This is a genomic window from Acidovorax sp. NCPPB 3576, assembly GCF_028473605.1.
Classification (GTDB): domain Bacteria; phylum Pseudomonadota; class Gammaproteobacteria; order Burkholderiales; family Burkholderiaceae_C; genus Paracidovorax.
Map to the genome: position 1 here is coordinate 3,664,193 of NZ_CP097267.1, position 14,495 is coordinate 3,678,687.

A 14,495-nucleotide genomic window follows, 5' to 3' on the forward strand; every position below is an offset into this window, starting at 1 on the left:
ACCGCGCCGTGGGGCCATCCCACCGCACGGGCATCACACCCCCGCAAGACATTTCTCCTTGGGGTGCGCCAGCATGGCATGGGCATTCTCCGAGGGGCGCCCAGCCCTAGCAAGCGCTTCACGCGGGCGATGCGACGGGCAAACCACAGCCCCTCGTTTAGAGCAGTTGGCGAGCGGGACCGGATGTGATAGCCGCATCAATGGCGGCACTCCGTGCCGGCTACCTGCAGCGCAGATCGAGCGTTTTCCCGGTGTCGATCGGTAGTGGCAGCGCTCCACTTTCTTGGTCAGCGCGACGTCCACCGTGCGCCCGTCGGCGTAGTGGCACCGCACGTTGACGGTGCGGCCCGCCGCATACACGTAATCCAGTTGCCATCGCCCGAAACGCTCTTTGGCGATGTCGGGCACCAGGGTCGCCAGGTCTTCGACCGGACCGTCGAACACCTCCACCTGCCGCAGGGGCTGGCCGGGTTGTGCGGGGCACACGCCGGCCGCCTGGGCAGGCAGCACGCCGCAGCCCGCTGCCGCGGCCAGCAGCAGCCAGAGAATGGGCGGACTCCACGGCATGTGAAGGCGAACGGCGAGGGCCGTGCCGTCAACGGGCAGCGGCTTCCACCTTCACCCGGGCGTTCGGCGTCTCGCCGAACATCTCGGGCGCGTACATGGCTTCCACGCGGCTCGGGGGCAATGCGAAGTCGCCCACGTTGTTCAGCCGCACGGTGTACTCCGCCTTGATCGTGCCCTTGGGCAGGTACTCGTAGTAGCTGCGGTAGGCCTCGAAGCTGCGCTCCTCGAAGGCCGCCCAGGCGCTGCCCGAGCGCTTCTCGCCCTGCGTGGCGATCTCGGAATCGCGCCCCAGGCCGCTGCCCAGGATGGTGGCGCCGCCGGGGATCGGGTCGGTCAGCGCGACCCAGGTCATGTCGGCGCTGGCGTTCACCTCCAGCGTCACGCGCAGCACGTCGCCGCGCGTGTATTTGCCGGGCACGGCCTGCTCGACCGGGGTGATGGTCTTCTTGATGGCGTAGCCGGCCGCGAACGGCGCCTTGAGCTGGATGGCCGCGACCGACTGCAGCGTGAGCCACGGCTTGCCAGGGCCTTGATGGGTGACCGCCAGGTTCTCCTTGCCGCCCGTGGCCGACCAGGGCAGGAACATGCTGTTGTTCTTGAAGTTGCCGGGCGATGCGGGTGCGCCGAACCAGGTGGTCTGGTGCGCCGCGCCCGTGGCGTCGCTCGCCTTCACGCGCTCGACCTTCGCCCAGTCCACGCTGGCGTTGCCACTGCCCAGGGCCGCTCGGGTGACGCCGGCAACGGGCGTGGCCTCGAACTTGGCGCTGAATTTCTCCAGCGCCAGGCCGCCCCACAGGTTGGCGGTGGTGGTGTGCCATGCGCCGTTTTGCTGGCGGCTGATGAAGCCGTTGGCCAGGCGTCCCATGTCGTCCTTCCAGGCCGGGTCGTCCATCACCGCGAGCATGAGGCGGGCGGTGTTGACGTCGCCGTTCTGCATCAGCCACCACCAGTAGTCGTCGCGCTCGGTGCTGAAGATGAGCTTGGTGCCCTGGTAGCTCAGGCGGGCCTTCAACACCTGCGTGGCCTCGGCCAGCCGCTGGTCGCGCTGGGGCACGTCGTTCACGCGCTTGAGGATGTTCAGCCAGTCGATCACCGTGTGCGTGGGCCACTGGTTGGGCGCGATGGTGACGCTGCCCAGCATGCGGCCGGAGGCCTTGCCATAGCGCGACAGCGCCTCGATGGCCGCGATCTTGCGCATGTCCAGGTCCTTGCGCGGGCTCCAGAACTCCCGCTGGATGCGCCCTTCCACGAACGCGGTCAGGCCGCGCTCCATGGCGGCGCGGGCTTCGTCCGGCAAGGCGAACTCGGGGTGCAGGCTGGAAGCCTCGTGCGCCGCCGACAGCAGGTAGGCGGTGAGCGTGTCGCTGCCCCGGTTGGCGCTGCCGGCCTGCGGCGGGAAGTAGTTGGCCAGACCGTCGCTGTCCAGGTAGGTGGGCAACTGCGCCACCACGGTCTGCCAGAGGGCGCCATCGCGCAGGCCCACGGCCTTGCTGGTCTTTTGCTCCAGGCAGGCGAAGGGGTAGTTGGCGAACCAGTCGCGCACGCCCGGCAGGCCTTCGGCCAGCTTGGGCTGCAGCGACATCTTCAGCCCGCCGCGGCCCGGCAGCGCATCCGCCGGCGGGTTCACGTCCAGGTTGAAGCTGCCGTCCACCTGCACCAGCGTGGCCTGCTGCACCGTGAGCGGCACCGCGGGGATGATGCGCTGGGTGGCCTTGAGCGCGTCGCGCGCGCCGTTCGCGCCGGCCGTGTCGCGGGCCTCGATCTCCCACAGGATGGCCTCGGTGCGCGTCTGCGCCAGTTGCGCGGGGGCGGTCACGGTCCAGGCCACCTCGCGGGATTCGCCGGGCGGGATGTCCACGCTTTGCTTGTCCAGCTGCAGCAGGGTGGCGCGGGCGGCCACTTCGACCTTCATCGCGGCCTGCGTGGTGTTGCGCAGGGTGATCTGGGCGCGGAACTGGTCGTCCTCGCGCACCAGCGGCGGCAGGCCGCTGATGATCTGCAGGTCCTGCGTGGCGCGGATCTGGGTCGCGCCGGTGCCGAACAGGCCCGTGCCCGCATCGGCGACGGCCACGATCTTGAAAGTGGTCAGCGCATCGTTGAGCGGCACGGTCACCTTGGCCTGGCCGTTGGCATCGAGCTGGATCGCCGGCTGCCACAGCAGCAGCGTGTCGAGCAGTTCGCGCGCCTGGCTGTGGCCGCCCCCGCCGCCCGCGGCCACGGCCTTGCGGCCGTAATGGCGCCGGCCGATGATTTCCATCTGCGCAGTGGAGGTCTGCACGCCCCAGGAGCGGCGCTGCAGCATGGCATCGAGCAGGTTCCAGCTGGTGTTGGGCATCAGCTCCAGCAGCGCCTGGTCCACGGCGGCCAGGGCCACTTCGGCGCCAGCGGCGGGCTTGCCGCCGGGCAGCGTGGCCGTGATGGTGACCTGCGCCTTGCCGCGCACGGGGTAGCTTTCCTTGTCGGCCACCACCTTCACCTGGATCTGGTGGGCCTGCGTGCCCACGCGGATCTCGGCCACGCCCAGGCGGTAGGCGGGCTTGGACAGATCGACCATGGCGGTGGGCGCGACGTATTCCTTGCCTTCGTACCAGAAGGCGCTCCACCACTCGGTCGGCGCCTTGAAGCCCCAGGTGAAGAAGCTATACCACGGCACCTCGCGCAGCCGGCCGCGCAGGGCCAGCACGCTCACATAGACGTTGGGGCCCCAGCCCTCCTCGATCTTGACCTGCACGGTCGGGTCCTGCCCGGTGAGCTGCACCACGCGCGTGTCGATGATGCCCTCGCGCTCCACGCTCACCAGCGCCGTGGCCTGGCGGAAAGGCATGCGCACCTGCAGCTTGGCGGTCTCGCCGGGCTGGTAGCTTTTCTTTTCGGGCAGCAGGTCGATGCGGTCGTGGTCTTCGCCGCCGAACCAGATCTCGCCCTGGCGCGTGACCCAGACGGACGAGGCCGCCTCGGAGGTGTTGCCGTCCTTGTCGCGCGCGGTGGCCACCAGCTCCACTTCGCCGGCTTCTTCGAGCTTGGTCTCGCACAGCAGCAGGCCGCGCGAATCGCTCTTGCCGGTGCACACGGTGCCCAGGTCTTTCGTCTCGGTCTTGTTGTCGTAGCTGTAGAAGCCGCCCACCATGCGCTTGCGGCTGGTGGTGGTGATGCGGGCGATGGCCTGCACCTGCAGCGGCACGCCCTCCTGTACCTTGCCGTCCAGCCCCAGCGCGAGCGCCTGGAAGCGGATCTTCTGCGCGGCGGAAACCCAGCCTTCGGTCTTGATGCCGGCCACCACGGCGGCGGGCCACAGGGTCTGCGTGCTGCGCAGCGTCTGCACCTCGCCGCTCGGGTCGGCGTAGGTGGCCTCCAGCACCAGCTCCTGCGGCTGGCGGGCCAGGGGCACGTTGTCGATGGCCAGCTTGCCGGCGCCGTTCTTGTCGAGGGTGAGGGGCAGCTTGTCGGCGATCACCCGGGCGTCCTGGCCGGCGGCGGACTCCTCGTCGTCGCTGTGGCTTTGCGACTGCGCGCCGCGCTGGCTCGGCGGCGTGAAGCTGAAGGCGTCGAAATCACCCCACTGGGCGGACTTGCCGCGCACCAGTGCCGACACGCGCACCGGCAGGTTGGCGGCGCCGCCACCGGCCACATAGTTGACCTGAACGTCGGTGGGCACCGAACGCACACGCACCAACGGTTTCTTGTCGGTGGGCGTGATGCGGCCTTCCAGCACGGGCAGGCGGAACTCCTCGACCCGGAACTGGCCCGACTCGAAGCTGTTGCGGCTGTGCGAACCACCCTGCAGTTGCACCTGGTACACGCCGAGCTTGGCGGCGGGGGGCACGGCGAAGGTGTTCTCTGCGCTCAGGCCACCCGTGGCGGTCTTGCGCCAGGTGAGGTCCTGGGTGTACTGCTGGCCGCTGCCCACGTGGGTGATGACCAGGGTGTCGGGCTGCTCGTCCGGCAGGCCGAAGCCCTTGCGGTTCTCGGTGCGCAGCAGATGCTTCATCGACACGGTTTCGCCGGCGCGCAGCAGCGTGCGGTCGAACACGGTGTGAGCGCGCTCGTCGGGGCGGGGTTCCATGCTGGTGGGCACGTTGAAGCGCCAGGGCTCGATGCCGCGCTGCCAGTCGCTCCAGGTGAAGGCCATGTCCTGCGAGCCATCCGCGCCCGGGGCACGTGCGCTCACGAAATAGGCCTGTTCACCGCCGTCTTCGCCCTGGCAGGACGGCGGCTCGGGCGAGAGACCGTCGAACAGGGCCACGCCCTGCGCGTTGGTGGTGCCCGTGGCCAGTTCGCGGCCGTTGCAGTCGGACACGCGCACCTTGGCGCCTGCCACCACCTGCCCCTTGTCCAGTGTGGTCACCCAGGCGGCCGCGTTTTCGCGGCCCAGCTTGAAGTGAACGCCCAGATTGGTCACCAGGGCCGAAGTGCGCACGTACATGGTGCGGCCTTCGCCGTGGCGTTCATCCAGCAGCGATTTGCCCAGCAGCGGCGAGGCGATTTCGACCACATGGAAGCCCGTGGGCAGCGGAATGCCCACCACCTCGAAGGGCCGCGGGTCGTTGTTGACCGGCTTGGGCAGGTCCAGCGTCTTCACGCCGCCCTGGCCCGACAGCAGCGAGACCATGCGCGACTGCACGTAGTCGTTGCTGTCGCTCTCCAGTGAAGCGGGCAGAGCGCCCTTCACGTCGCGGCGGGCGCTCTTGCGGCTCACCAGGTAGCCGTCGTAGCGGCGCACCTTGCGATACCAGCCAATGATGTCGGCATCGCTGCTGGGCTGCAGGGTGCTCACCTTGGAGGGGGCCGCGCCATCGGCGGGCTTGCCGGCTTCCAGGCCCTGGACCTTGAGCGCGGCCTCGACATTGCGCAAGGTCACGGGCAGCAACGCGGGCTCCTTGGGGCCTTCGGCATAGCGCTCGACCACGCCGAAGGGCGAGGCGGCGAACTTGGCCAGCGGCGGCATCGCGCCCGTGCCCACCTTGAGCGGGAAGCTGTCGGCGTTGCGCAGGGTGCGGCCCGAGGCGTCCTTGAAGTCCTTGGGCAGTTGCACCGTGAAAGCCGTCTGCGCCGTGAAGGGCGGATCGAAGCGCACGCCGTTCACCACGGTGTCGCCATCGCCCTCGCCGTCGATCCGGGGCTTGAGCGTTTCCTTGTCCGAGCGCAGGCGCACCGCCTCGGCCAGCTTGCGCGGCACGGGCGCGTTGAACGACAGGAACATCGGGCGGATCGGCAGGCAGGCCGACTGGGCGTTTTCGCGCTCGCAGCGAAAATCGGCCGCAAAGGGCTCGCGCACCTTGTATTCGTAGCGCTTTTCGACGGTGTTGCCGACTCCGCTCGGCGTGGCCACGCCCTTGCCGAACACCAGCTGCACCCGCCCGCCCGAGGTCAGCCGCCGGTTGCAGGCCAGGGTGACGTATTTGAGCGGCTCCTTGGCGGCCGTCTTGTCCAGGCTCTGGGAGGCCAGCAGCCCCTCGCGCTGGGCGCCCTCGATCAGGCGCACCGGAACGCGCTCGCCCACGCCGTCGGCCACGCACCAGACGTTGGCCTGCACGCTGGCCAGGGTGGCCGGGCCATTCAATTGCAGCACGAAGAACTGCTCTTCGTCGATGGCCTGGTAGGTGCCGGGGCGGATGTTCTGGACGTAGGGGCCACCGCTATTGAATTGATAGCTCTTCGTGCCCGACAGATCTGCACCGGAGGCCGATTTGAATCCGGACTTCACCTGGGCCGTGCAGCGCACGCCGGGCGGCAGGTCGCCCTTGAAGTCATAGACCCACTCGCGCTCGCTGGTCCATCGGCCCGTGCCCTGGCCGGCTTCTGCGTCAGAGCAGCTCACGGTGAGCGGCGCCGGGGCCTTCGGGTCGCCGAAATTGACCGCCGGGCCATCGAACTTGGCCACGGCCTGCCGAACGCGGGAGACCTCGCCCTGGGGCGAAAAGCTGATGATGGACAGGGCGTGGGCCTGGGCGGCCACGCCCATCGCCGCGGCGAGCGCCAGGGCGCGAAGGGAATGCATTGTTGTTGTCATGGCTTTTGGAACGGCGATGGACCGGGCCGACCGGGGCCGGCTCCTCTCGAACCCGGCAGCGTAGCCCATCGGCAGGCTGCCAACCACCAGCGGGGTGACGCAGTTGTAAATGGCCTACACCGCCCGAGCCCATCCGTCCGTGAGAATGGTTTCAATTCCACCCCGGGCGCGCCATGCCACCCCCCTCTTCCACCCGCCGCTGGGAAATCGATGCCATCCGGGGCCTGATGCTCGCCCTGATGACCGTCACACACCTGCCCACCCGGCTCACGCAGCCGCTCGGGCAGCCGTTCGGCTTCGTCTCGGCGGCCGAGGGTTTCGTGCTGCTCTCGGCGTACATGGCGGGCATGGTCTATGGGCGGCTGGCCTGGCGCAAGACGGTGGCGGACATGCGCCAGGCCTTCTGGCGCCGCGCCCTCAAGATCTACGGCTGCCAGGCGGCCACGCTGCTGTTCCTGTTCACGGTGATCGCCTTCATCGGCATCCGCGTGGACGAGCCCGCCATCAAGGGCATGATGACTTTCTACCTGCTGCACCCGCTGGAGGCCCTGGTGGGCGGGCTGCTGCTGGTGTATGAGCCGCCGCTGCTGGACATCCTGCCGCTGTACGTGCTGTTCATGCTGGCCAGCCCCTGGCTGATGACGTTCGCGCTGCGGCGCGGCTGGGCGCCGATCATGGCCGGCAGCGTGCTGTTGTGGCTGCTGGCGCAGTTCGGGCTGTCGCGCTGGTTCTACGACGGCTTCGCGGCGGTGCTGCCGATGCCGATTCCCTTCACCGAAACCGGCGCCTTCGTGATGTGGAGCTGGCAGTTCCTGTGGGTGCTGGGCCTGTGGATGGGCGCGAGCCGCAACGACCCCGACGCACCGCCGTTCGAGTTCCCGCGCTGGTCTCTGTGGGTGGCTGGCGCCATCGCCGTGGTGTGCATGGCGTGGCGGCATGCCGTCGGCCAGGTGCCGTTCGGGGATGCGAACCCGCAGCTCAACCTGCTGTTCGACAAATGGGCGCTGGGGCCGCTGCGGCTGATCGACCTGATGGCCCTCACGGTGCTGACCATCCGCTTCGGGCCGACGCTGGCCGCCAGACTGCCGCGCCAGCGCTGGCTGGAGACCCTGGGCGCGGCCTCGCTGCCCGTGTTCTGCGCCCACCTGATCGTGGTGCTGCTCACGCTGGTGTTCATGGGTGCGGACTACGAGCGTCCCTGGCCGCAGGACATCGCCCTGCTGATCGTGTGTTTCGCCACCCTGTACGCCGTGGCCCGCGTGACCCTGTGGGTGGACAAGCCGCCCAACGACGATGGCCGACCGGTGCAGACCGTGGCCCCTGTTGCGCCTTCGGCCCCCACAGCCGCCGCAGCGGCCAATCAGGCGCTGTAGCCGACGCGGCGCTGGCGAAAAAGAGGCGGCCGTCGAAGGTCAGCGACCGGCGCTCACCCGCACCAGCGCGGGGGTGCCCGCGGTTTTGCCACTGGCCACCGTGGCGGCGGGCACGGCGGCGGTGGTGATGGGCGAGGCAGCGCCCGCCTGCATCGTGGGGACCGGCGACACGAACGCGCCGATCACCGTGCGCCACAGGTCGTAGCCGGCATCGTTCATGTGCAGGCGATCGGGGCCGAACAACTCCGCACGGGGCGTGCCGGAGGCATCCAGCATGGCCGAGAAGACGTCGATGTAATCGCTGTTGGGCACGGTGCGCACGTATTGCGCCAGCAGGGCGTTGGCCTGCTGCATTTTCGGCATGAGCGCCACGCGCGAGGGGCTGGGCTTGATGGAGATGTAGCTGATGCGCGTGTCGGGGAGTTCGGCGCGCACGGTTTCCACGAACGAACGGAAGCTCTCCAGAATTTGCTCGGGCGAGCGCCCTTCGGCGAGATCGTTGTCGCCGGCATAGACCATCACATGGCGTGGGCGGTACTGGAGCACCAGGTTTTTCACGAAATGGTTGCAGTCCGCCATGGTGGAGCCGCCGAAACCGCGGTTGATCACCACGGGCAACTGGCGGAAATCCTCCGCCACGTCGGTCCAGAAACGGATGGTCGAGCTTCCGACGAAAAGGACGCCGCCGGCCTGCGGGAGCCGCTCCTTGTCCGCGGCGGCGAAGGCGTCCATGCTGGACTGCCACCGCGCGTAAGCCGAGGGGGACGTGGCCGCTACCGACGGCGCGGTAGAGTCGGCGGGCGTCGCCTGGGCGGCGAGGCCGGCACAGGCGAGGGCCAGGGTCACAAGGGAACGCGTCGGGAAAGCCCGAAGAGAATGCATGGCGACTCCAAAAAGGACTGCAGCGGCGTGTGAGCGATTGTGCTGCCCAGCGTTCCGTACGCATACAATTTTTACAAATTTACACTACAACCGCCCGCCGGATCTTCACCGACATGTCCTCCGTCTTCCAGGCCCCCGCGGCCCCCGTGCCGTTCTGGCGCCGGCTCAACCAGTTCTTCGCCTTTCCCTTGCAGCGCAAGCCGCTGTTCTACTGCACCGTGCTGGCCGTGTGCAGCATGTTGTTCGGCGTGCTGTTTTTCCTGCCGGACGTTCTGGCCGTGCTGCTGGTCGAGGTCGGCATTTTGCTGGCCGCCTCGCGCTACGGGTTCAAGGTGGTGGCGATGGGCTCGCGCGGCCTGCAGCGGGCCGAGGACTTTCCCGATCGGCTCGATGACGAATGGACCGCCCTGCCCTGGAAACTGTTCGGCATCCTGCTCGTCCAGGGCATCGTGGTGGGCTGGCTGCAGCGGGTCAGCACCGGCCTGGCGGAACTCGCCTGGCTGGCCGTGAGCTTTCTGCTGCCCGCCACGATGATCCTGCTGGTGCAGACGGGCAGCCTGTTCGCGTCGCTGAACCCCGTTGCCGCCTGGAGCGTGGTGCGAATCATCGGCTGGCCCTATGTGCTGCTGTGCTTTTTCCTGTTTTTGCTCAGCCAGGGCGCGGCCATTGCGCTGACGCTGCTGATGCCGCTGTTCAAGGGCTGGCTCCTGCTGCCGCTGGGCAACTGGCTGTTCATCTACTTCGGCTGGGTGATGTGCAGCCTGCTGGGCTACGCCATGTACCAGAACCACGAGGCGTTCGGCATCGACCTGCTGCCCGGCGGCGGGCTGGACGAAGATGCCCCGCCCGACCGGCGCACGCCCCGGCAGATCGCGCAGGAGGCGACCGATGCGCTGGTGGCCCAGCAGATCACCGACGGCGACCTGGCCGGCGCGCTGGGCACGGCCTACGAAGACCAGCGCATGCATGGGGACGAATTGCCCGCCCAGCGCCGCTACCACCGCGTGCTGGCGCTGACCGACAAGACCGACACCCTGCTGCTGCATGCCCAGCGCTTCATTCCGCTGCTGCTGAACTCGGGCCAGACGACCGAGGCGCTCAAGGCGTTTCTCGCCTGCCGCGAGCGCGACGCCCAGTTCGTGATCGCGGACGCGGGCCACACACTGGCCCTGGCCACCACGGCATGGAACGGCGGCGATGCGAAGCAGGCCATCGCGCTGCTGGGCGGGTTCGACCGGCGCTTCAAGGGGCATGCGCTGGTGCCCAAGGCCTACGAACTGGTCGCGCGCGTGCTGCTGCAGGGCATGAACCGCCCCGACATGGCCCTCAAGGTGCTGGCGACCCTACAGGCGCGGCATGCGGACAGCCCGTCGGTGGCGGAGGTGCAATGGCTGCTGCGCGCCCATTTGCCGCAGCCGGTGGCGGCAGGCGGCGAAGCGCCCTCCACGCCTTGAGGCAACGCAGACAGGCGCCATCGATTTGCTATTAAATTAATAGCTATATGCCCTAGTCCTTATTGCGCTGGACAGGTTTTTTGCTTCAAGGCCAGGGTTGCATGGCAGGCTGCCGGCCTTATCGGCCTTCGAGCAGCCGCAGCGGCGCGCTGCCGGGCGCCAGCTGCTGCAGCTGCGGCAGCCAGGCCATGGCCTGCTCGCGCCGCCCGGACTGCAGCAGCGCCGTCACCAGCATGCCCACCAGCTCGCCCAGCGCCGCATGCTGCGGCGCCGTGCGGTGCAGGGCCGTGAGCAGCTTTTCGGCATCGCTCCACTGGCCCGCGCGCACGAAGCGGCGCGCCAGCGCCGCCATGTCGTCGGGCACCAGGCGGGCGCTGGGCCGGGCGTGGTCCAGGTAGGTGCGGTAGCTGGCGTGCTGGAAGTCCAGCGTGGCGGCGTCCTGCCCCGGCAGCCGGAAGATGCGGCGGGCGGCGCGGTGAAAATCCTCGCCCGCCGGCCACAGGCTGGCGGTCTTGAACCAGGCGCTCAGCACCGGCACATCGCGCGGGCGCAGTTGCGCGGCGGCCCGCCACTGCACCAGCGCGCGCTCGAACTGCATCGCCTGCGCCAGTTGCCTGGCCTGGGCCACATGGGCATCGAAACCGTCGTCCGGCTCGGCGGGCGCATCGGGCGGCGGGGCCTCGATCGCCTTGCGCCGCACCAGGCCGGCGCCCCACATCAGCGCGGCGCCCGTCAGCAGCCCGCCCAGGTGGGCCATGTAGGCCACGCCCCGGCCGCTGAGCCAGTGCTGCAGCAGCTCGTTGGCGATCCAGGCCGGCAACAGCAGCAGCGCGGGCGCGGTGACGTAGTTGAAATAAAAGAACAGCTGGTAGAAGAACCGCACGCGGCGCAGCCGGTACAGCACCGCGTACATGCCCATGAGGGCCGATACGGCACCCGACGCCCCCAGGCCGTAGCTGCCTTGGCCCGCATACGCCCACCCGGCCATCAGCGAACCGCCCACGGCTCCCAGCAGGTAGAAGGCCAGGTACCGCCACCGCCCCAGGGCCAGCTCGACCGAAAAGCCGAAGAGGAACAAGAACACCATGTTGCCCAGCAGGTGCCCCGTGCTGGCATGCAGGAAGGCGGCGGTGAGCCAGGTCACGGGCCGCGGGGGCGCGTCCTTTTCGTAGCTCTGCGCCCAGCGGCGGGTGAAGGGCTCGGGCAGCGCTGCTTCATAGCGGGCGCGGGCGGCCTTCCAGTCGGCGTATTGCGGGTCGTCCGCGCGCACCACCAGGCCGGCGTGCAGGCGCTTTTGAAAACTTTCCTCGTGCTCCATCCACCGCAGCAGCGCATGCTCCCGGTGCACCGCCAGCATGCGCTGCGCCCGCTCGGCATCGCGGTGGCCGGAGTCTTTCAGCCACTGCACGAAAGGCGGCAGTTCGATGCCGGGCAAGGGGCTGTCCAGATAGACCTGTGCCGCCCGGTCCACGGCCTTGGCCTCCCAGCGCTGCGGGCCCCAGAAGACCAGCAGGTTCACGAGAATGATCAGCACCGTCATCCATGGCGGGTTGCGCCAGGTGGGGCGGTTGTCCAGCGGAATGGCATAGAACATGGCGGGCCTGCGTCACCTCAAGGCGGGCAACGCCCGGCCCACCGGGCCGGCCTGCGGCGCCGCTGCGGGACAGCGCGCCCCCTTCACTGGGGCACGAAACCGCTGCGCTGGATGATGCGCGTCCAGGCCTGGGTGTAGGCCTGCTGGCGCGCCGCCAACTGCTGGGGCGTCATCGACGCCACCGTGAGGCCCAGGGCCGTGAGTTGCCGGTTCACGTCGGGCTGGGCCACCACCTTGGCCAATGCCTGCGAGAAGCGGGTGACGAACGCGGCCGGCGTGCCGGTGGGCGCGTAGAAGCCGTAGTAGGGCAGGTCCTCGAAGCCTTTCAGCCCCAGCTCGTCGAACGTGGGTACGTCCGGCAGCGCGGCCTGGCGCTGGGTGCCCAGCACGGCCAGCACGCGCACTTTGCCGCCCTTGTGGTTCTCGATGAAATCCTGCACCGAGGCCACGCCCGCGGGAATCTGGTTGCCCAGCATGTCGGCGATCATGGGCGCGCTGCCGCGGTAGGGCGCAGCCACCAGGTCGATGCGGTATTTCTCGCCGATGAGCTTGACCAAAAATTCCGGCGTGGAGGCCGGCGCCGGAATGCCCACCGCGCCCTTGCCCCCGCCCTGCGTGGCGATCCAGTGCACGTAGTCGTTGAACGACCTGGCCGGCGACGCGCCGGACACCGCAAACGCATTCACGAAGGTGGCCACGCCGCCCACCGGAATGAAGTCGGTCACCGGGTCATAGCCCGGGTGCTTGACCACCTGCGGCAGGATGGAGATGGTGTGGTCATGCGACAGGAACACGGTGTGCCCGTCGGCCGGCGCGGCCTTGAGCGCCTGGGCGGCGATCTGCCCGCCCGCGCCGGGGCGGTTGTCCACCACCACCGGGGCGCCCAGCTCGTCCTTGAGCTTGTCGGACAGCAGCCGCGCGATCGCGTCGGTGCCCCCGCCCGGCGGAAAGCCCACCAGGATGCGGATCGGCGGACCGGCCGGCGGCGTCTGGGCTGAGGCCACGGCGGCGACCGCCGTGGCGCCCACCCAGACCGCGGCGCGGGCCATGCGCAAGACCCAGTGGCGGCGCGAGGAAGAACGATGCATGGTCGGCTCCGTGGAAGTGTGCAGAAGGGGTGGGGTGAGCAGAAATCAGGCCAGCCGGGCGCGGTGGCGGGCCAGCTGGGCGCGCACCTGGGCCGGCGCGGTGCCGCCCAGCGTGTTGCGGGCGTTGAGCGAGCCGCGCAGGCTGAGGGCGTCGAACACGTCCTTTTCGATCTGCGGGTGAAAGCCCTGCAGCACGGCCAGGGGCAGCTCCGACAGGTCCACGCTGTGCGACACGGCGGCCTTCACGGCATGGGCCACGGTCTCGTGCGCATCGCGGAACGGCAGGCCCTTCTTGACGAGGTAGTCGGCCAGGTCGGTGGCGGTGGCGTAGCCCTTGAGCGCGGCCTGCTCCATGGCGGGCGCGTTGACGGTGATGCCGCCTTCCTTCTTGCCGGTGGCGGGGTTCGGCTGGCCGCCGACCATCTCGGCGAAGATGCGCAGCGTGTCCTTGAGCGTGTCCACGGTGTCGAACAGCGGCTCCTTGTCCTCCTGGTTGTCCTTGTTGTAGGCCAGGGGCTGGCCCTTCATGAGGGTGATGAGGCCCATCAGGTGGCCGACCACGCGGCCGGTCTTGCCGCGCGCCAGTTCGGGCACGTCGGGGTTCTTCTTCTGCGGCATGATCGACGAGCCGGTCGTGAAGCGGTCGGCGATCTTGATGAAGCCGAAGTTCTGGCTCATCCAGATGATGAGTTCCTCCGACAGGCGGCTCACGTGCACCATGCACAGGCTGGCGGCGGCGGTGAACTCGATGGCGAAGTCGCGGTCGCTCACGGCGTCCAGGCTGTTCTGGCACACGCCGTCCATGCCCAGGGTTTTGGCCACGCGCTCGCGGTCCAGCGGGTAGGTCGTGCCGGCCAGCGCGGCGGCGCCCAGCGGCAGCACGTTGACGCGGCGGCGCACGTCCTGCATGCGGTCGGCATCGCGCGCGAACATTTCCACATAGGCCAGCATGTGGTGGCCGAAGCTCACCGGCTGCGCCACCTGCAGGTGGGTGAAGCCGGGCAGGATCACCTCCACGTTCTGCTCTGCCACATCCACCAGCGACACCTGCAGTTCCTTGAGCAGGTCGGCGATCAGGTCGATCTCGCCGCGCAGCCACAGGCGCACGTCGGTGGCCACCTGGTCGTTGCGGCTGCGGCCGGTGTGCAGGCGCTTGCCGGCGTCGCCCACCAGTTGCGTGAGGCGCGCCTCGATGTTCAGGTGCACGTCTTCCAGGTCGAGCTTCCAATCGAAGGCGCCGGATTCGATCTCCTCTTTGATCTGCGCCATGCCGCGCTGGATGGAGGCGTGGTCGGCGGCCGAGATGATGCCCTGCGCGGCGAGCATGTCGGCGTGCGCGAGGCTGCCGGCGATGTCGGCCTGCCACAGGCGCTTGTCGAAGAACACGCTCGACGTGTAGCGCTTGACCAGGTCGCTCATGGGCTCGGAAAACAGCGCCGACCAGGCCTGGGCCTTGGTGTCGAGCTGGTTGTGGGAGGGGGCGGGCGCTGGGCTGGTGGCTGGGCTGTTGGACATGGAGGGCAATAA

At 69.0% G+C, this 14,495-nt stretch carries 8 protein-coding genes; 2 read left to right on the forward strand and 6 right to left on the reverse strand.

Features of this window, described 5'->3' with window-relative positions; all coding sequences use genetic code 11:
* Positions 1-33 precede the first annotated feature (33 nt).
* Positions 34-567 (reverse strand): STY0301 family protein, encoded by a 534-nt coding sequence (locus M5C98_RS16880; protein WP_272548616.1) that lies wholly within the window; start codon positions 565-567, stop codon positions 34-36.
* Between the two features lie 28 nt (positions 568-595).
* Positions 596-6,565, reverse strand: coding sequence for an alpha-2-macroglobulin family protein (locus M5C98_RS16885; RefSeq protein ID WP_272548618.1), 5,970 nt, complete (start codon positions 6,563-6,565; stop codon positions 596-598).
* A 185-nt stretch (positions 6,566-6,750) separates the two neighbouring features.
* Between M5C98_RS16885 and M5C98_RS16890 the strand changes: the two genes are divergently transcribed.
* Positions 6,751-7,950 (forward strand): OpgC domain-containing protein, encoded by a 1,200-nt coding sequence (locus M5C98_RS16890; protein WP_272548620.1) that lies wholly within the window; start codon positions 6,751-6,753, stop codon positions 7,948-7,950.
* Positions 7,951-7,989: 39 nt separating this feature from the next.
* Here M5C98_RS16890 and M5C98_RS16895 read toward each other — a convergent pair whose 3' ends face one another.
* A complete protein-coding gene (locus M5C98_RS16895) occupies positions 7,990-8,832 on the reverse strand; it encodes an SGNH/GDSL hydrolase family protein (RefSeq protein ID WP_272548622.1) in 843 nt (280 codons plus the stop codon).
* 113 nt (positions 8,833-8,945) lie between these two features.
* Here M5C98_RS16895 and M5C98_RS16900 point away from each other — a divergent pair, with 113 nt between their 5' ends.
* The gene (locus M5C98_RS16900) at positions 8,946-10,286 is read left to right on the forward strand and encodes a tetratricopeptide repeat protein (RefSeq protein WP_272548624.1); all 1,341 of its coding nucleotides are present in this window, start codon (positions 8,946-8,948) and stop codon (positions 10,284-10,286) included.
* A gap of 118 nt (positions 10,287-10,404) precedes the next feature.
* Here the strand turns inward: M5C98_RS16900 and M5C98_RS16905 are convergent, their stop codons facing one another.
* From M5C98_RS16905 to argH, 3 genes are all read right to left on the reverse strand, one after another.
* Positions 10,405-11,880 (reverse strand): rhomboid family protein, encoded by a 1,476-nt coding sequence (locus tag M5C98_RS16905; protein ID WP_272548625.1) that lies wholly within the window; start codon positions 11,878-11,880, stop codon positions 10,405-10,407.
* Positions 11,881-11,963: 83 nt separating this feature from the next.
* Positions 11,964-12,929, reverse strand: a complete 966-nt coding sequence (locus M5C98_RS16910) for a Bug family tripartite tricarboxylate transporter substrate binding protein (protein WP_442867292.1) — start codon at positions 12,927-12,929, stop codon at positions 11,964-11,966.
* A gap of 84 nt (positions 12,930-13,013) precedes the next feature.
* Positions 13,014-14,483: an argininosuccinate lyase gene (gene argH / locus M5C98_RS16915; RefSeq protein WP_272548627.1), complete on the reverse strand. Its 1,470-nt coding sequence runs from the start codon at positions 14,481-14,483 to the stop codon at positions 13,014-13,016.
* Positions 14,484-14,495: the final 12 nt, after the last annotated feature.